Source organism: Achromobacter agilis, from assembly GCF_900496965.1.
GTDB lineage: Bacteria > Pseudomonadota > Gammaproteobacteria > Burkholderiales > Burkholderiaceae_B > Achromobacter > Achromobacter agilis.
Genome location: NZ_UFQB01000019.1, coordinates 36,449 through 52,198 on the forward strand (window position 1 = coordinate 36,449; position 15,750 = coordinate 52,198).

Sequence of the window (15,750 nt, forward strand, 5' to 3'; positions counted from 1 at the left end):
AACCCCATCCAGGAGCTCCGACGCAATGACGTACCAAGCCCCCGTGAAAGACATGCTGTTCGTGTTGAACCATCTTGCCGGCCTGCCGGAAGTGGCCGCCCTGCCCGGCTTCGAGGAAGCCACGCCCGACACCGCCCAGGCGGTGCTGGAGGAATCCGCGCGCTTCGCCGGCGACGTGCTGGCGCCGCTGAACCATCCCGCCGACCTCGAGCCCAGCGCCTGGCACGACGGCGCGGTGGCCACCGCACCCGGCTTCAAGCAAGCCTTCCGCCAGTACGCCGAAGCCGGCTGGCAAGGCATGACGCATCCCGTCGAATACGGCGGCCAGGGCCTGCCCGGCCTGATCGGCTCGCCCTGCTCTGAAATGCTGAACGCCGCGAACCTGTCGTTCGCGCTGTGCCCGCTGCTGACCAACGGCGCGATCGAAGCGCTGATGACCGCGGGCTCGCCCGAGCTGCGCAAGCGCTACATCGGCCCCATGATCACCGGCCAGTGGACCGGCACCATGAACCTGACCGAGCCGCAAGCCGGCTCCGATCTGGCCATGATCCGCTCCCGCGCGCAGCCGGTCGGCGACGGCACCTACCGCATCTCCGGCACCAAGATTTTCATCACCTACGGCGAACACGACCTGGCCGAGAATATCGTGCATCTGGTGCTGGCCCGCCTGCCCGACGCGCCCGAAGGCGTCAAGGGCATTTCCCTTTTCCTGGTGCCCAAGTTCCTGGTCAACGAGGACGGCACGCTGGGCGCGCGCAACGACGTCCAGTGCGTGTCGATCGAGCACAAGCTGGGCATCAAGGCCAGCCCCACCGCCACCCTGCAGTTCGGCGACGCCGGCGGCGCGCTGGGGTATCTGGTCGGCCAGGAGAACCGCGGCCTGGACGCCATGTTCATCATGATGAACGCCGCCCGCTACGCCGTGGGCGTGCAGGGCATCGCCATCGCCGACCGCGCCTACCAGCATGCGCTGGCCTACGCCGCCGAGCGCGTGCAGAGCCGCCCCGTGGACGGCTCGTCGCGCGACGCCGTGCCGATCATCCAGCACCCCGATGTGCGCCGCATGCTGGGCACCATGCGTGCGCTGACCGAGGCGGGCCGCGCGCTGGCCTACGTCACCGCCGGCCATGCCGACCTGGCCCACGCCAGCCCCGACGGCGAAGCGCGCAAGCGCCACCTGGCCGTCCAGGAATTCCTGGTGCCCATCGTCAAGGGCTGGTGCACCGAGATGTCGATCGACGTCGCCAGCCTGGGCGTACAGGTGCACGGCGGCATGGGCTTCATCGAAGAGACCGGCGCCGCGCAGTACTACCGCGATGCCCGCATCCTCACCATCTACGAGGGCACCACCGCCATCCAGGCCAACGACCTCGTCGGCCGCAAGACCCTGCGCGATGGCGGCGCGGTCGCCCGCGCCCTGCTGGCGGAAGTCCGCCAGACCGAGGAAGCGCTGGAAGCCAGCGCCCATCCCGCCGCCAGCCTCATGCTGGCGCCCCTGCGCCGCGCCGGCTCGGCGTTGTCCGACGCCGTCGACTTCATCCTGGCCAACGCCGCCAGCCACCCCAACGCCGTCTTCGGCGCCGCCGTGCCCTATCTGCTGCTGGCGGGCACGACGCTGGCGGGATGGCAAATGGCCCGCGCGCTGTTGTCCAGCGTGGCGCACCGCGGCGACGACCCCGCATTCCATGACGCCAAAATCGCCACGGCGCAGTGCTACGCGCTGCACAAGCTGAGCCAGGCGCCCGGCCTGGCGGCCGTGGTGCTGGGCGCCAAGGACTACGCCGTCCAGCCCTAGCCCTCTCCCTGGGATGCCGCGCGGGCCATCGCGCCGCGCGGCAGCGTCGCCGCCCAGAACAGCAGCGCCGCCAGGCTGATGCCCGCGCCAAGCGCGCAGACGCCCAGCCAGCCGGCCTGCGCATACACCGCCGTCGCGGCGATCGAACCCAGGCCGCTGCCCGCGGCATAGAACATCATGTAGCCGCCCACCAGGCGGCTATGCGCCTGCGCGCTGATGGAGAAGATCATCGCCTGGTTGGTGACGTGCAGGGCCTGCAAGGCGACGTCCAGCGCCAGCACGCCCAGCGCCAGCATCCACAGGCTCTGCTCCAGGAAGGCGATCGGCACCCAGGACAGGCATAGCAGCGCCAGGCCCGCCGCGGTCGTGCGTTCGCCATGCCCGCTATCGGCCAGCCGCCCGGCGCGCGCGGCCATCACCACCCCTACCACGCCCACCAGTCCGAACGCGCCCACCGCCGTATGCGTCAGGGAATGCGGCGGCGCGCTCAAAGGCAGCACCAGCGCCGTCCAGAACGCACTGAACGCGGCGAACATCAGCAAGGCAATCGTGCCGCGCACGCGCAGGACACGCTCGTTCGCGATCAAGGCGTAGAGCGAACGCAGGAGCGCCCAATAGCCCAGGTCCACCGTGGGCAGACGGCGCTGCGGCAGGCGGCGGGCCAGTACCACCGCAAGCACGGCGGCCAGCGCCGCCGACACCACGTACACCGCGCGCCAGCCCCACGCATCCGCCACCACGCCGGCCAGGACGCGCGCCAGCAGCAGGCCGATCACCACGCCGCCCTGCGCCGCGCCGACGACGCGGCCGCGTTCGCCCGGCGCGGCCAGGGCGGCCGACAGCGCCAGCAGGCCCTGTGTCATGGCCGTCCCCAGCAGGCCCAGCGCAACCATGCCGATCAGCAGCCACGGCGTATTTGCGGCCAGCGCCACAGCGGCGAGCGCCAGCACCAGGAACGCGAGCTGCCCGATCATCAGGCGGCGGCGGTCGAGCAGGTCGCCCAGCGGCACCACGAACAGCAACGCCAACGCACAGCCCAGTTGCGTGGCGGTCACGACGATGCCTACCGCTCCTTCGGCCAGGCCGAACTCCCGGCCGATCGCATCGAGCAGGGGTTGCGCGTAATACACGTTGGCCACGCTCAGGGCGCAGGCCACCGCCAGCAGCAATACCAGCGAACGGGGTGTGCCGGCGGCGGGTTCGGGGACGGATGGGTCGGATGAGGCGGGCACGATGGGCTCCTGGTGGTTTCATTACAAAACCAGAATACTAGGTTTTACGGTTTTATAATGCAACCGAAAAATGCACATTCAGCCGTTGCCGTCCGTCATCGACCTCCCTACCGCAAGGACCCGACATGGTTAAACGCACAAGCCTTGAAGGCGCCGCCTGCCCTGTGGCGCGCTCGCTGGACGCGATCGGCGACTGGTGGTCGCTGCTGATCGTGCGCGATGCCTTCGACGGACTGCGGCGTTTCGGGGAATTCCAGAAGAGCCTGGGCGTGGCCAAGAACATTCTCAGCGACCGCCTGCGCACGCTGGCCGCGCACGGCATCCTGGCCGTGGCCCCCGCCTCGGACGGCAGCGCCTACCAGGAATACGTGCTGACGGACAAGGGCCGCGCCCTCTTCCCGGTTATCGTCGGCCTGCGCCAATGGGGCGAAGACCACTACTACGCGCCGGCCGAGGCCCATTCCACGTTGATCGACCGCAAGCGCGGCCAGCCGGTGCGCCGCCTGGAGGTCCGCGCGCAGGATGGCCGCCTGATCGGCCCGGAGGACGCGGTCGTGCAGAAGACGGCGGCGGCGGGCTAAGCCCCGTCCGTACCCTCGGGCGGCTCGCGCAGATCCGCGGCCGGCCATTGCCCCGTCGCCAGCGACGCCGGCGAATACGCGTCGAAGCGCCAGCGCAAGGCCAGCGCGCCCGGCCGGAATGCCACGCGGCGCGCATGCACCCGCCACAGCCTCTCGGCACCCTCGAACTGCGCGATCTCCGGGCTGTCCAGGATCACCTCCGCGCGTCCCGAAAGCTGCAGCACGTCGCCGCGCTCGAAGTCGATGAAGAGCAGCCCGGCGCGAGGGTTCAGCACCAGATTGCCCAGCGTGTTGAAGTAGCGGTTGCCCGAGAAATCGGGAATGGTCAGCACATTGCCGTCCACGCGGACGAAGCCGGGCTTGCCGCCGCGGTGCGACACGTCGACAGCGCGTTCGCCCGCGTCCGCGTAGCTCGCCACGAACAGGGTGTCGGCCCGCGCAATCAGCGCGCGGGCCGGGGCGTCCAGCCCGTCGCGCTCCCGCGGGGCGCCGGCGAAGCGCAAGGCGGGCGAACGGGAAAAATGAAAATCCCGGGTCTGGATGTATCGGGGGCAGTTGCCGAAGGACTGCGCCACGGCCACGTCGAAGCGCTTGCCGTCCCAGGCCGCAATGCGGCCGTTCGCGCGATTGCGGCGGCGCGTGTGCAGCTCGATACCCAGCACGCCCACCGGCCGGTCCGGCCCCAGGCCGGCCAGCAGGGGATCGTCAGCGTCGGGCACCGCGGCCACGCGCAGCACGCGCGGATCGGGCGACGCCGCGAAACCGGGATACCCTTCCAGCACGCCGGCCCAGGGGTCGCCCTGCGCATCCACCGCGCCCGCCACCAGAAACGGCAACTGCGCGAAGAATTCGCGGTGCTGGTCGGGCATGTAATCGCGGATGACCTTGCGCCCGGCCATTTCCATGCGTTCCGCCACGCCCGCGTGGCGCTGCAGCAGGGTTTCGCCGGCGTGCCAGGGCGACGGTGTGTCGAGGATCGTTTCGGTTGTCGGCATGATCGCGCTCCTTGCGGCCAAAGGGGCCGGCGTCAGGCGGCCAGCAGGCCCACGGGCGAAGACGCCATCGGCACGAAGCGCGGCAGGCCCTCGATGCGGCCGAGCCACGCCCGGACCCGCGGATACGTCTCCAGCGACACGTTGCCCTCCGGCGCGTGCGCCACGTAGGCATAACAGGCGACGTCCGCGATGGAAGGCGCGGCGCCCGCCAGGAAAGCGCGGCCGGCCAGCTCGCCCTCCATGACCGCCAGCAAGGCGTGTGCGCGGGCCAGCGTGCTCTCCACCTCGTAGGGCGCGCCGAACAGCGTGACCAGGCGCGCCGCGGCGGGCCCGCTCGCGAGCGGACCGGAAGCGACCGACAGCCAGCGCTGCACCGCGGCCGCGTCCGCGGGATCTTCCGGCAGCCACGCCCGGCCGCCGTAGCGCCTGGCCAGGTACACCAGGATCGCCGTGGAATCGGTAACCACGACGCCACCGTCATCGATGACCGGCACCTGCCCGAACGGATTCAGCGCCAGGAAGGCGGGACGCTTGTGCTCGCCTGCGCGCAGGTCCACGTCCACCTTCCTGTGCGGCACCGCCAGCAGGGACAGCATGAGCGCCACGCGATGGGCATGGCCGGACAGCGGAAAGCTGTAGAACGTCAGGGAGACAGGCTGGGCGGTTTGCATGGGGTTTCTTCCGGGTTGGAGACAGGCCCCATCTTGGACCGGCGCCGGCCGCGGGAGAACGGCCAGCCGCGGCAAGACACTCTTGCGCCCAATGAAAGAAAGCCGGCCGGCGCCCGCGCGAGGCCGGCTCCGGCGTGCGCCCGCCCTAGGCCGGCAGCGCGGCCAGATCGCGGCGCAGGGCCTCGACGCAGAAGTCGACGAAGCTGCGCACCTTGGCCGAACTCTTGCGGCCTTCTGGATACACCACGTGCACCGGCAGCGGCGGCAATTCGAAGTCGCGCAGCACCACCTGCAAGGCGCCGCTGGCGAGGTGCGGCGCCACTTGGTAGGACACGACCTGCGTCAGGCCCCAGCCCTCGCGGGCCGCCAGCACGGCGGCCTGGAACGAGGTGACCGTCAGCTGCGAGTCCACCCGCACTCGCCTGGCCTCGCCGTCCTGCAGGAAACGCCAATGCGGGCCCCGCCCCTCCAGCGCCGCGGTGATCGTGCAGTAGCGCTGCAACGCGTCCGGGTCTTCCGGCACGCCATGTTCCCGCAGGAAGGCGGGCGCGGCGCACACCACGCGGCGCACCTGGCCCACCGGCACGGCCGTCAGGGACGAATCGGGCAAGGCGCCAATGCGCACGGCCACGTCGATGCCTTCGTCCAGCAGGTTCACCACACGGTCCACCAGCAGCGTGCGCACCGAGACCTCGCGGTGCGCGCGCAAATATCCCAGCACGGCCGGCATGACGTGCAGTTCGCCGAACAGGGCCGGCGCGGTGATGCTGAGCGCGCCGCGCGGAGCGGCCATGGCGCCGGCCGCGGCATCATCGGCCTGCTCCACTTCCTCCAGGATGCGGCGGCAGTCGGCGGCATATCGCTGGCCGGCCTCAGTCAGGCGCAGGCTGCGCGTGGTGCGCACGAGCAGCAAGGCGCCCAGCCGCCGCTCCAGCGCCGCCACGCTGCGCGTGACGGTGGGCGCCGACATTTCCAGGCGCCGGGCGGCGGCGGCGAAACTCTGCGCCTCGGCCACCGCCAGGAATACGGTCATTTCATGGAAGCGGTTCACGGTTCGCGGCCTGCAATGCGGCAATTTCGGGACGATATTAGAAGCGCCGGTCGGCGCCCGTCAATCCTGCCGCTGCCCCGGCGATCGGTTCAGGCAAGCGCGCGTGCCCGCGCCCCGATCGCGAGCAGCAGCTCCAGCGCCCTGGTCGCTGCGCTGGCGCCCCCTTCCATGTCTCCGCGGACGTACAAGGGACGCAACTCCTCGATCTCTTCGAGTTGCGCAATCAGCGCCGGCTCGGCAAGCCTGTACTTGCGAAGCACGCTGACCATGCACATGGATGCGTGCACCATGTCTTCCGCGCGCTCGCTGATGCCGGTCCTGTGCAGCACGTAATTGGCCCAGTGCGTGCCCGCCAGCATCGCCGCCTCGATCCGGATCTCCCAATCCAGATCCGTGAGCCGGGCGAGCGACCGCTCTATCCGTTCCGCCTTGGCGCGGTGATTTTCCGGGGTCATGTGCCCGCCTGCGGCCGGACCAGAGCCCGATAGACGGCGATCGCCTGGGATAGCGCGGCATCGCAGGCATCGACGATCGCCTGCGTCGGCACGCGGTCGCCGCGCAGACAGGGATCGCGATGCGCTTCCAGCGCATGCAGCGCGGCCTCGAGGCGCCGCACCGGCTCCGGCATGCGCCCGGGAATCGCCGGCCAGCCGACATGGCTCACATCGCCCGGACCGCGCAGCTCTCGCCGCCAGCTTCCATCGGCCTGAGGCACGACGTGCACGCCCGGAATCGTGGCAAACGCGCGGTCCTCGCTGGTCAGCCCCGCCGCGTGCAGCGAGGCGTTCCAGATATTGGTCCCCGCCGTCAGGCTGGTCCAGTACCAGAGCTCGAAATCCCCAAGGGGGTCGAGCCGGTCGCGCAGCCGCAACAGGCGCCCGATCTTGTCTGCATGAGAAGCGATATTCATGGTCTTTCGGCCTCATTCCGGCTGGATGTTCCCGTCCACGACGACCTTCCTCCAGGCCGTCAGGTCGTCCTTTATCGTCTGCACGAAGGCCTGGCGGCTCACAGCCTCGGCCGGCGGCACATTCGCCTGGCGCAGCGCGTCCCTGAACGCGGGCTGCACCTGCTCATGGTTGATGACGGCATGCAGGCGTTCCACGATCTCAGCAGGCGTGCCTTTCGGCGCGAAAATGCCCTGCCAGCCCGCGGCGGTGAAGGGATAGCCCTGCTCGGACAAGACTTCGACCTCGGGCAGCCTGGGGCTGCGCACCGTGCCGGTCAAGGCGATGACGCGCAATTTGCCCTGCGCGACGAAGCCCAGCGGAGACACGACATCGAGCCAACCGATGGGAAGCTCGCCCGACACGATATTCGCCAGCAAGGCGGGCGTGGTCTTGTAAGACACGTGATTGATGCGCAGGCCCGCCCGCTGCTTGATCCACTCCATCGTCAGGTGCCCGTTCGAGCCGATCCCCCAGCTTCCATAAGAGGGGTATTTGTCGGGATCGCCGCGCAGCAGCTCGACCAGTTCGGGAAGCGTCCTGGCCGGCACCGAAGGATGCGCCACGAGCAGCACGCCGCCCACGGAAGACAGCGCCACGGGCTCCAGGTCCCGCAAGGCCTTGATTGGAATGGCGGGATTCAAGGCCTCGGCCATCACCATGGACGACGCCGTGCTGTGCAAGATTGTGTAGCCGTCCGGCGCAGCGTTCTTGACCGCGGCCGAACCGATCAGTCCGTTCGCGCCCGGGCGGTTCTCGATGACGAAGGGCTGGCCCAGCGTTTCCTGGAGCCGGGCGTAGAGTTGCCGCGCCAGCGTATCCAGCACGCCGCCCGCGCCGCCGGGGACGATCACTTTGACGGGCCGCGCCGGCCAGTCTTTGGCGCCCTGGGCGCCGGCCAGGCGGGCGGCCAGCGTTGCCGCCGCGCCGAGTAAGAGTTGCCTGCGGGTCAATGATGCCATCATCCATCCATCCCATGATTCGGATTGCCGGCTACCGCGGCGATGCACGCAGCGGCCGGCCTTGCCGGCCGCGCGATGCGCGGGCCGGGCCCGGAAGGTCGAACAGCCTGCTTCGGCGGCGTCAGGCCGGCTTGCGCAGGAAGCCCTGGTTGCCGCCGTTGCGGTTGGGCGCGAAGCCGTTGGCCTGCAGCGTCTCTTCCGCCGTCTCGTAGAAAACGCCGACCTTCATGATGTCCCGCGCCTGCTGCGCGGTTGCGATAGGACGGCCGAACTCGCCGGAGATACGCACCAATTGCCTGATCTGCTCGACGGAACTCATCTTGCCCGTGCGGGTCTGGTTCCAGAGCACGTCTTCGATGCCGCAACGCACGTGCAGGCCCAGGGCGATGCCGATCATGTTGATGGGCAGCACGTTGAGCACGGAGCTTTCCACCGTGACCACCGCGCCGTCGGGCACGGCGCGCAGCATGTTGGCCAGGTTGTAGATGTTGGCCTGGTCCATGCCGCCGCTGATGGCCACCCAGTTCATCACTAAGGGGCCTTTGTAGATGCCGCGGCGGATCATCCGCTCGATCGTTTCGAAGCTGTTGATGTTGTAGACCTGGAACTCGCTCTGGATCCCCGCGGCCGTCAAACGCCGGATGTGCTCCTCGGCCCAGCTGGGATTGGCGGGCACGATCATGTCCTTGTAGGTGGAATAGAGCTGCGGGAATCCACGAGACACGCCATTGAAGTCGTCGATGCCGGCATGCTCGGTCACGTTCATCTGCGTGGCGTTGACCGTCACTGTGACCTGATCGGGCTTCGGGTCGAGTTCCGCCAGCATATGCCGCGTGTCGTCGCTCAGCCATTTGGCCGCCTGGCCCTCTTCCGGCGCAAAGCTGATGGAGCCGCCTACCTGGATGATCATTTCGGGCACGGCTTCGCGCACCCCCGCGATCAGTTCATTGAACATGGACAGGCGCTTGCTGCCCTTGCCGTCCGCTTCCCGCACGTGCAGATGCAGCACGGTGGCGCCGGCTTCGTAGCAGTCCACCGCCTTCTGGATCTGCTCTTGCATCGTGATCGGAATGTCTTCCGGAAAGTCCGAAGGAATCCAGCCCGGCGCGTAGGGCGCGGCCGTGATGATCAGGGGCTGCTGGTTCTCGGGATACAGGTGGCCGTCAAGAAAGTTCATGGCGAAGGTGCTCCGACTGGAAATGGAAAAGGAAGGCGTATGCCGGACTGCTTGGAAAACGGATGGAATGCGGCATCGGACGCGCGCGGCGATACCGGCGCGCGCGGGCACGCGCCGTTGCGACGCACGGGAAAGGTTTCGGGCGGGTCAGTTCGCCCGGATGTCGAACTTCTTGACGATCGCGGCGTTGCGCTGGAACAGCTGCTTGTTTTCAGCCAGCAGCGCCGCCGTATCGGTGCTTACGTCAGGCTCCAGGCCCACGTCGCTCAGCTTCTGCTGCACGGCGGGCACGCTCGCCGCCTTGCCGATGATCGCCTGGAGCTTCGCCAGGACTTCGGGCGGGAGCTTGCTGGAACCGTAGAAGCACACCTGCCCCTGGAACTGGATCTCCGGATAGCCCAGTTCGCTCATCGTCGGCACGTCGGGGAGATACCTGGACCGGTTCTTCCCGGCCACGGCATAGGGGCGCAGCCTGCCGCTCCTGATCAGAGGCAAGGAAGTCACCATGCCATCGAACATGATGTCGACCTGGCCGCCGATCACGTCCTGCAGCGCCGGCGGGGATCCGAGATACGCCACGTGCTGCATGTCCAGATCGGTCTGGCTGCTGAAGATCAGCCCCGAATACTGCGACACCGTGCCCGTTCCGTAGCTGGCGAAGGAGGATTTGCCTTTGCGCGTCTTCAAGTGCTCGACCAGGCTCTGGAAATCCTTGGCCGGATAATTCGCGGCGGTCACGAGCGCGTAGCTCGTCAAGGCCACTCTGGCGATGGTGACGATGTCCGCCAGCGGGTCATAGGGCACCTTCATCACTTGCGGGGCCTCGACCAGCATGTTGCTCGGCCCGAGCGCGATCGTATCGCCGTCGGGGTCGGCCTTCAGCATGGCGCTGAGTCCGATGGACCCGGTTGCGCCTGGCCGGTTTTCGATGATGACGGGCCGGCCGATGTCCACGGACATCTGCTGTCCGATCACGCGGGCGGCGATATCCACCGTGCCGCCCGCCGGCCCCGGGACGATGACTCGCAAAGGTTTGTCGCCCAGCGCCCAGGCGCTGAACGCCAACGACCATCCGATCAACGCCAATGCGGGCCGTGCAAATCGCTGCAGTCTCATGCTTGTCTCCTTTCTTATATTGGACAGATGCACCGGCTGCCTGGTATCCGGTTCAGCTTTGCTGCGGACCGGGGCTGCGCACTATCTGGCCTATGGACACAAGTATCTGACGCGCACGGCGCGATCACTTGCCATTTTGGGACATAAATTTGCTATTTTGGGACAGAGCCTGCTTGCTCCATTGCGTGGCGCTGCAGCCGAACAGGCCATGGAACCAGTGGCTGAAACTGCTGGGCCCCGCGAAGCCCAGCAACTCCGCCACCTCGCCAAGCGGCAGGTCGCTCTCGCGCAAATGGTGCCTGACCAGGTCCGAACGCACCTGGTCCAGCAAGCGGCTGAAACTGAGCCCTTCCGCGTCGAGCCGGCGGTGCAGCGTGCGGCGGTCGATGTGCAGGAACCGCGCAACCTCCGGGGCGCTGCAGGCGCCGGTCGGCAGCAGCGCCAATATGATCCGGCGGCAGGTTTCCTGGGCGCTTTCGCCGCGATCCGTCAGCGCCGCTTCCAGGTATTTCCTTGCCAGGCCTGCCGCCACCTGGTCGCCGGGTTCGCGCGGCCTGGACAGATCGCTCGCCAGGCACACCAGGCCATTGAACTCCTGATTGAATTTGACGCCGCGCCTGAAGAAGGCCCGATGCGCGGAGACGTCCACGGGCGGACGATGCGTGAAACAGACGTCCAGCGGTTGCCAACGCGGCCCGATCAATTCGCTCAGGATGCGGAACATGGTGCCCACGGCAAGCTCGACCGACTGGCGCATCGCCAGCCCAGGCGTCGGCAGCAGATCCTCCCGGATGACCACCACGTTGCCCGTGTCTTCGACGCGGATGCTCAGCGAAGCATTCACCAGCCGCAAGTAGCGGCACAGGGTATCGATGGCCGCCCTTGGCGTGGGCTCCTCTCTCAGCACCAGGCTGATGGGGCCGAGCGCAGACAGCTTGCGCCGGGCCGCCATGCGCAACGCCAGGTCTTCCGTCCGCGTGGCGCGGGCGGTGATCTCCAGCAACTCGCGCACGGCGTCCCTGGAAATCAGCATCTCCGGATCATCCAGGAACTGCGCCTGCAACCCCACCGCTTTCATGAAGGCATAGGGGTCGCGGCCCAGCGATTCGACCAGTTCCACATAGCCGCTCAGGCTGCCGCTGCGCATCAGCTGGGGGATCTGCCTCATGACTCGGCCTCGAATTCCTTGCGCAGCCACGCCAGGAACGCCTTGACCGGCGGATGGCGTTCACGGCCGGGCGCGCACAGCGCCGAGTAGGCGGCGCCCGCCACCCGCACTTCCGGACGGCAGGCCACCAGCGTGCCCGCGCCCACACTGTCCGACACCATCACCGAACTCGCCAGCACCAGGCCCTGCCCGGCGATGGCGGCCTGCAAGGCGTAGTGCTCCTCTTCGTAGGCATGCACCGCCGCCGGCCGGCGCCAGGCCGGCAGCCCGGCCGCCTCGCACCAGTCCTGCCAGCCCTGTTCGTACAGCGGAGAATCGCGCCAGCGCACGGTCACCAGCGCGGGCGCGCGCTTGCCCTGCCGGGCCGCCTGGGCCGGCCAGCGCCTGCTGCTGCTCGCCACCTGCCTGGTGGCCCTGGTTGAAGACGTGCTTGAGCTCCGGATTGTGCTGGAACATGCGGGCATAGAAGTGCCGGGTCAAGGCGACGCCATGCGTCTTGAGGACGGGAGCCGTGCCCTTGACCAGGGCGCGGATTTGGGGACTCAACATCTACTGCTCCTTGTGGTGCGATCGTGTTCGCCATTAAACATATATTTATAATACATCTTTTAAAATCCTAATGGAAAACCCGGACAAGAATTCAAGCCTCGTCCGACGCCCACTCTCCCAAAACGGTAACTGCCGGCAACACACAGCCGGTTGCAGTTCGCCAGGCCGGACGGATAGCCCGATCCGCCGCGGCGTGCCACACTACCGAGGCGACCCATTCCGCGCCCAGCCGGTACGAACAGGCTTGCCACTGCCCGGGCGGTGCGCGCAGGCGCCATTTGCCCTCCGGGCCGGCCAGGCCAACCGCTGCCATATCTGCCGGAAAATCCAGCGCCGCCGCCTTGATGAAGGCTTCCTTCAGGGTCCACAACAAATAGAAGTGCTCGAGCCGGCCCGGTCCTTCCAGGCGGGCAAGCACTTCCTGTTCGGCGGGCGAGCAGACCCACTCCGCCAGCCTCAGCACATCGCGCAAGCGGATCCGCTCCAGGTCGGCGCCCAGCGCGCTTGCCGCCGGACCTGACGCGCAGACCGCATGGCCGCCGCTGTGGCTGAGCGAGGTGACGCCGCCCGGGGCGAGTTCCATCCGGATATCGCGCAGCAGGGCGCGGCTGACCTGCCAATCGTCCAGCGCTTTCGAGCTTCGTATCGCCCGCGCCCGCCGGAGATCGTCCTCGGACAAGTCGTGTATTCGATATTGCTCCGCGGCCCGCCTATCGGCCCACCACATTAAAAGTTCCTGAATTCTCATGCAAAAGAGTAAAATTAAGTAAATATAAATACAGTTACTCGGTAAAAATGCATCTTGTGTAACTATATAAATCAAAATCGCACTATTTTGCCGTAGTAGAATCGCGCGCTATGTTGACGTTTTCAATCGCGCAATGGCAAGGTTGGACACCAGGAATCGATAGCCCCGAAAGTTGGTTGGACTGGGCGGAACATCCGTTCTGCCCCTTCGGGAATCAGAACGTGCCCACCCTGGATTTCTTGCCCCCCCTGCAACGCCGCCGCCTGAGCGCCTTGGCGCGCGGCGTCTTTGCGTGCGCGTGGCCCATGGCCGAAGAACGTCCGGGCATGCCGCTCGTTTACGCGTCCCGGCATGGCGAAACCAGCCGGAACTTCGGGCTCCTGCAATCGCTGGCGGCGGACGAGCCGCTTTCCCCTACCGCGTTCGGCTTGTCCGTGCATAACGCCATCGCCGCGCAGTGGTCGATCATACGCCGTGAAACGGCCGAATCCGTCGCCCTGTCCGTGGAAGATGACGGCCTCGAACACGCCATTGTCGAAGCCTCCATGCTCTTGGCCCAGGGCCATGAAGACGTGCTCGTGGTGCTGGCGGAAGAACTGCCTCCAGTTCCCTATTCTCCCTGGACGCCGGACGTGCCGTGCTCCTATGCGGTCGCGCTCCGCCTGCGCGCCGGCACCGGCTGGACGCTGGCCATGGATGCGCCGCAGGCAGCCCCGGCCGCCGATGAATCCCAGATCTGGCCCAATCCCCTGAACCTGCTGCGCCATCTGTTGCTGCGCACGCACGCCTGGCGGCACGCGAACCCTGCCCGCCAGTGGACCTGGACACGCATGGCATGACGAGCACCACGCATCACCGGCAGGACTTCTGGCTCTGGCGGCTCGTCGCCACTGGCATGGCGTTCACCCTGTTCGGGCTGGGCGGCGTTCTGCTGCGCGCATTCGTTTTCCCGTCGCAGCGCCTGCTGCCCGGCGACACGCTGGACCGCCAGCGCCGCGCCCGCTGGACCTTGAACCGGACGTTCCGCCTGTTCATCCGCTTCATGGTGCGCGTTGGCATTCTGACCGTGGAATTCAGGGGCGCCGAGCGCCTGGGCCAACCCGGGCAGATGATACTGGCCAACCACCCCTCGCTGCTGGACGTGGTCTTTCTGGTGGGCCACGTCAAGAATGCCAACTGCATCGTCAAGCACAGCCTGGCCACGAACCCCTTTACCCGCGGGCCGATCGCCAACGCCCGCTACATCACCAACGACGAAAGCTTCGACATGTTCGACCGCGCCGCCGACGTGCTGCGCAACGGCGAAACCCTGATCGTCTTTCCCGAAGGCACCCGCACGCCGCGCGACACCATGCCGCGGTTCCATCGCGGCGCCTGCGCCATCGCGCTGCGCGGCGCGCGCGTCGTGACGCCGGTCGTGATCAGCATGAATCCGCGCAGCCTGACCAAAGGCGAACCCTGGTACCGGATTCCGCCTTGCCGGATGCGCTATGTCATTCATGTCGGCGAAGACATCGATCCCGCCACCTGGCTCGATGCGCACCCGCTGCCGATCGCCGGACGCAGGATGAACGATTACCTGCACGCCTATTTCGATACCGAACTGGCTCGCACCGCGCCCCCTGGCGCCTCAATGAACAAACAATCACCCATAGCGGTGAATGCGGAGTCCAAGCAGGATGAATCAACTGGAACTTGAACTGAAAACCCTCGTCATCGAATCCCTGGGGCTGGAAGACATCACGCCCGAGGACATCGACCGCGACGCCCATCTGTTCGGCGACGGACTCGGACTGGATTCCGTAGACGCGCTCGAGCTGGGCCTTGCGCTGCAAAAGCGCTACCGCATCACCATCGATCCGGAAACGAGGAACATGCGCGAACATTTCACCAGCATCGCCAAATTGGCGTCTTTTGTCAGCGCGCAGCGCCACGATTAACGCATACGGAGTCACGATGCATACCCGCGAGGAAATCTTCAATACGCTGCGCGGCGTGCTGATCGAACTGTTCGAGATCGAACCAGAACGCATCACGCTCGAAGCAAACCTGTACACCGATCTGGAAATCGACAGCATCGACGCCATCGATCTCATCGACCAGGTCCGCCGCCAGACCGGCCGCAAGCTCGACGCCAACGACTTCCGCTCGGTGCGCACCATCGAGGACGTGGTGGAAGCCATGTGGCAAAAGCAGGACCCTGCCGCATGAAACGCGGCGTGGCAGCCGTCCTGGCCTTGGCCGGCATCGCCTACCCCTTCGTCGTCCATGCGGCGTTGGGGCGCGCGAGCGTGGCCTGGGTGGCCCTACCCCTGGCGCTCCTATGGCTGGCGCGCGGCCTGACCGCAAGCGCCGCGCAGCCCGGTTCGCGCCTGCTGCCCGCCGTGGCGGTCGTGTTCTGCCTGGTCCTGGCGATCTGGGATTCGGAAGCCGGGCTGCGCTGGTACCCGGTATTGGTCAACGGCATGATGCTGGCAATCTTCGGCGCCAGCCTGAAGGCGGGCCGGCCCGTGATCGAGCAACTGGCCCGCCTGCGGCATCCCGACCTGCCGCCCGAGGGCGTGCGCTATACCCGCAACGTCACGCGCGTGTGGTGCGCTTTCTTCGCCTTGAACGGCGCCATGGCCGCGGCGCTGGCGGCCTGGGCGCCCTGGAGCTGGTGGGTCGCCTACAACGGCGCCATCAGCTACGGACTGATGGGCCTGTTGTTTGCCGGCGAACGGATTCTGCGCCCCGCCGCCGCCAAAGCGGCTTGAAC

General features: G+C 67.4%; 18 protein-coding genes and 2 pseudogenes. 7 read left to right on the forward strand and 13 right to left on the reverse strand.

Translation table 11 applies throughout. From position 1 onward, the window contains the following. The first annotated feature begins 25 nt into the window (after positions 1-25). Positions 26-1,795, forward strand: a complete 1,770-nt coding sequence (locus AGI3411_RS20500) for an acyl-CoA dehydrogenase (RefSeq protein WP_129529178.1) — start codon at positions 26-28, stop codon at positions 1,793-1,795. Here AGI3411_RS20500 and AGI3411_RS20505 read toward each other — a convergent pair. Then, positions 1,792-3,027 carry an MFS transporter gene (locus AGI3411_RS20505; protein ID WP_129529179.1) on the reverse strand — a complete coding sequence of 412 codons (1,236 nt, stop codon included), beginning with the start codon at positions 3,025-3,027 and terminating at the stop codon, positions 1,792-1,794. The two genes, AGI3411_RS20500 and AGI3411_RS20505, sit on opposite strands and share 4 nt — an antisense overlap. Before the next feature lie 125 nt (positions 3,028-3,152). Between AGI3411_RS20505 and AGI3411_RS20510 the strand changes: the two genes are divergently transcribed. Continuing rightward, a complete protein-coding gene (locus AGI3411_RS20510) occupies positions 3,153-3,608 on the forward strand; it encodes a winged helix-turn-helix transcriptional regulator (RefSeq protein ID WP_129529180.1) in 456 nt (151 codons plus the stop codon). Here the strand turns inward: AGI3411_RS20510 and AGI3411_RS20515 are convergent. The 12 genes and pseudogenes from AGI3411_RS20515 to AGI3411_RS20570 all read right to left on the reverse strand — a co-directional run bounded on the left by AGI3411_RS20515 (position 3,605) and on the right by AGI3411_RS20570 (position 12,971). Continuing rightward, positions 3,605-4,603, reverse strand: a complete 999-nt coding sequence (locus tag AGI3411_RS20515; RefSeq protein WP_129529181.1) for a pyridoxamine 5'-phosphate oxidase family protein — start codon at positions 4,601-4,603, stop codon at positions 3,605-3,607. The genes AGI3411_RS20510 and AGI3411_RS20515 overlap by 4 nt on opposite strands. Positions 4,604-4,635: 32 nt before the next feature. Next, a complete protein-coding gene (locus AGI3411_RS20520) occupies positions 4,636-5,274 on the reverse strand; it encodes a glutathione S-transferase family protein (RefSeq protein WP_129529182.1) in 639 nt (212 codons plus the stop codon). 145 nt (positions 5,275-5,419) lie between these two features. After that, complete coding sequence (locus tag AGI3411_RS20525) at positions 5,420-6,307, reverse strand: LysR family transcriptional regulator (protein WP_129529260.1); 888 nt, start codon at positions 6,305-6,307, stop codon at positions 5,420-5,422. 107 nt (positions 6,308-6,414) lie between these two features. Continuing rightward, a complete protein-coding gene (locus tag AGI3411_RS20530; protein ID WP_129529183.1) occupies positions 6,415-6,780 on the reverse strand; it encodes a hypothetical protein in 366 nt (121 codons plus the stop codon). Next, positions 6,777-7,235, reverse strand: a complete 459-nt coding sequence (locus tag AGI3411_RS20535) for a hypothetical protein (protein WP_129529184.1) — start codon at positions 7,233-7,235, stop codon at positions 6,777-6,779. The genes AGI3411_RS20530 and AGI3411_RS20535 overlap by 4 nt, the downstream gene beginning before the upstream one ends. A gap of 12 nt (positions 7,236-7,247) precedes the next feature. After that, positions 7,248-8,237, reverse strand: coding sequence for a Bug family tripartite tricarboxylate transporter substrate binding protein (locus AGI3411_RS20540; protein WP_129529185.1), 990 nt, complete (start codon positions 8,235-8,237; stop codon positions 7,248-7,250). Positions 8,238-8,355: 118 nt separating this feature from the next. Next, positions 8,356-9,411, reverse strand: a complete 1,056-nt coding sequence (locus AGI3411_RS20545; protein WP_129529186.1) for a beta-keto acid cleavage family enzyme — start codon at positions 9,409-9,411, stop codon at positions 8,356-8,358. Positions 9,412-9,558: 147 nt separating this feature from the next. Next, positions 9,559-10,527 (reverse strand): Bug family tripartite tricarboxylate transporter substrate binding protein, encoded by a 969-nt coding sequence (locus AGI3411_RS20550; protein WP_129529187.1) that lies wholly within the window; start codon positions 10,525-10,527, stop codon positions 9,559-9,561. A 124-nt stretch (positions 10,528-10,651) separates the two neighbouring features. Then, positions 10,652-11,695: an AraC family transcriptional regulator gene (locus AGI3411_RS20555; RefSeq protein WP_129529188.1), complete on the reverse strand. Its 1,044-nt coding sequence runs from the start codon at positions 11,693-11,695 to the stop codon at positions 10,652-10,654. Then, positions 11,692-12,072: pseudogene (locus AGI3411_RS20560) on the reverse strand (LysR substrate-binding domain-containing protein); the annotation flags it as partial. The pseudogene AGI3411_RS20560 and the gene AGI3411_RS20555, both read right to left, overlap by 4 nt. Next, positions 12,071-12,244: pseudogene (locus AGI3411_RS20565) on the reverse strand (nitric oxide dioxygenase); the annotation flags it as partial. The pseudogenes AGI3411_RS20565 and AGI3411_RS20560, both read right to left, overlap by 2 nt. A 91-nt stretch (positions 12,245-12,335) precedes the next feature. Next, positions 12,336-12,971, reverse strand: coding sequence for a 4'-phosphopantetheinyl transferase family protein (locus tag AGI3411_RS20570; protein WP_244240401.1), 636 nt, complete (start codon positions 12,969-12,971; stop codon positions 12,336-12,338). Between the two features lie 242 nt (positions 12,972-13,213). On the opposite strand from AGI3411_RS20570, the gene AGI3411_RS20575 reads away from it, so the two are divergent. Genes AGI3411_RS20575 through AGI3411_RS20595 form a run of 5 tightly spaced genes read left to right on the forward strand, consistent with a single transcriptional unit; the run spans position 13,214 to position 15,748 of the window. Continuing rightward, positions 13,214-13,831: a beta-ketoacyl synthase chain length factor gene (locus tag AGI3411_RS20575; protein ID WP_244240402.1), complete on the forward strand. Its 618-nt coding sequence runs from the start codon at positions 13,214-13,216 to the stop codon at positions 13,829-13,831. After that, positions 13,828-14,691: a lysophospholipid acyltransferase family protein gene (locus AGI3411_RS20580; protein ID WP_129529190.1), complete on the forward strand. Its 864-nt coding sequence runs from the start codon at positions 13,828-13,830 to the stop codon at positions 14,689-14,691. The genes AGI3411_RS20575 and AGI3411_RS20580 overlap by 4 nt, the downstream gene beginning before the upstream one ends. Next, positions 14,672-14,932 (forward strand): phosphopantetheine-binding protein, encoded by a 261-nt coding sequence (locus AGI3411_RS20585; protein WP_129529191.1) that lies wholly within the window; start codon positions 14,672-14,674, stop codon positions 14,930-14,932. The genes AGI3411_RS20580 and AGI3411_RS20585 overlap by 20 nt, the downstream gene beginning before the upstream one ends. Positions 14,933-14,948: 16 nt before the next feature. After that, positions 14,949-15,203, forward strand: coding sequence for an acyl carrier protein (locus AGI3411_RS20590; RefSeq protein WP_129529192.1), 255 nt, complete (start codon positions 14,949-14,951; stop codon positions 15,201-15,203). After that, positions 15,200-15,748: a COG4648 family protein gene (locus AGI3411_RS20595; protein WP_129529193.1), complete on the forward strand. Its 549-nt coding sequence runs from the start codon at positions 15,200-15,202 to the stop codon at positions 15,746-15,748. The genes AGI3411_RS20590 and AGI3411_RS20595 overlap by 4 nt, the downstream gene beginning before the upstream one ends. Positions 15,749-15,750: the final 2 nt, after the last annotated feature.

Bases quoted from the DNA above. Each gene is read 5' to 3' on its own strand.
- AGI3411_RS20550 (WP_129529187.1), bottom strand. From the start codon at position 10,527: ATGAGACTGCAGCGATTTGCACGGCCCGCATTGGCGTTGATCGGATGG.
- AGI3411_RS20500 (WP_129529178.1), top strand. From the start codon at position 26: ATGACGTACCAAGCCCCCGTGAAAGACATGCTGTTCGTGTTGAACCAT.
- AGI3411_RS20525 (WP_129529260.1), bottom strand. From the start codon at position 6,307: ATGACCGTATTCCTGGCGGTGGCCGAGGCGCAGAGTTTCGCCGCCGCC.
- AGI3411_RS20555 (WP_129529188.1), bottom strand. From the start codon at position 11,695: ATGAGGCAGATCCCCCAGCTGATGCGCAGCGGCAGCCTGAGCGGCTAT.
- AGI3411_RS20545 (WP_129529186.1), bottom strand. From the start codon at position 9,411: ATGAACTTTCTTGACGGCCACCTGTATCCCGAGAACCAGCAGCCCCTG.
- AGI3411_RS20595 (WP_129529193.1), top strand. From the start codon at position 15,200: ATGAAACGCGGCGTGGCAGCCGTCCTGGCCTTGGCCGGCATCGCCTAC.
- AGI3411_RS20570 (WP_244240401.1), bottom strand. From the start codon at position 12,971: ATGTGGTGGGCCGATAGGCGGGCCGCGGAGCAATATCGAATACACGAC.
- AGI3411_RS20585 (WP_129529191.1), top strand. From the start codon at position 14,672: ATGAATCAACTGGAACTTGAACTGAAAACCCTCGTCATCGAATCCCTG.
- AGI3411_RS20580 (WP_129529190.1), top strand. From the start codon at position 13,828: ATGACGAGCACCACGCATCACCGGCAGGACTTCTGGCTCTGGCGGCTC.
- AGI3411_RS20530 (WP_129529183.1), bottom strand. From the start codon at position 6,780: ATGACCCCGGAAAATCACCGCGCCAAGGCGGAACGGATAGAGCGGTCG.
- AGI3411_RS20590 (WP_129529192.1), top strand. From the start codon at position 14,949: ATGCATACCCGCGAGGAAATCTTCAATACGCTGCGCGGCGTGCTGATC.
- AGI3411_RS20510 (WP_129529180.1), top strand. From the start codon at position 3,153: ATGGTTAAACGCACAAGCCTTGAAGGCGCCGCCTGCCCTGTGGCGCGC.
- AGI3411_RS20520 (WP_129529182.1), bottom strand. From the start codon at position 5,274: ATGCAAACCGCCCAGCCTGTCTCCCTGACGTTCTACAGCTTTCCGCTG.
- AGI3411_RS20535 (WP_129529184.1), bottom strand. From the start codon at position 7,235: ATGAATATCGCTTCTCATGCAGACAAGATCGGGCGCCTGTTGCGGCTG.
- AGI3411_RS20540 (WP_129529185.1), bottom strand. From the start codon at position 8,237: ATGATGGCATCATTGACCCGCAGGCAACTCTTACTCGGCGCGGCGGCA.
- AGI3411_RS20515 (WP_129529181.1), bottom strand. From the start codon at position 4,603: ATGCCGACAACCGAAACGATCCTCGACACACCGTCGCCCTGGCACGCC.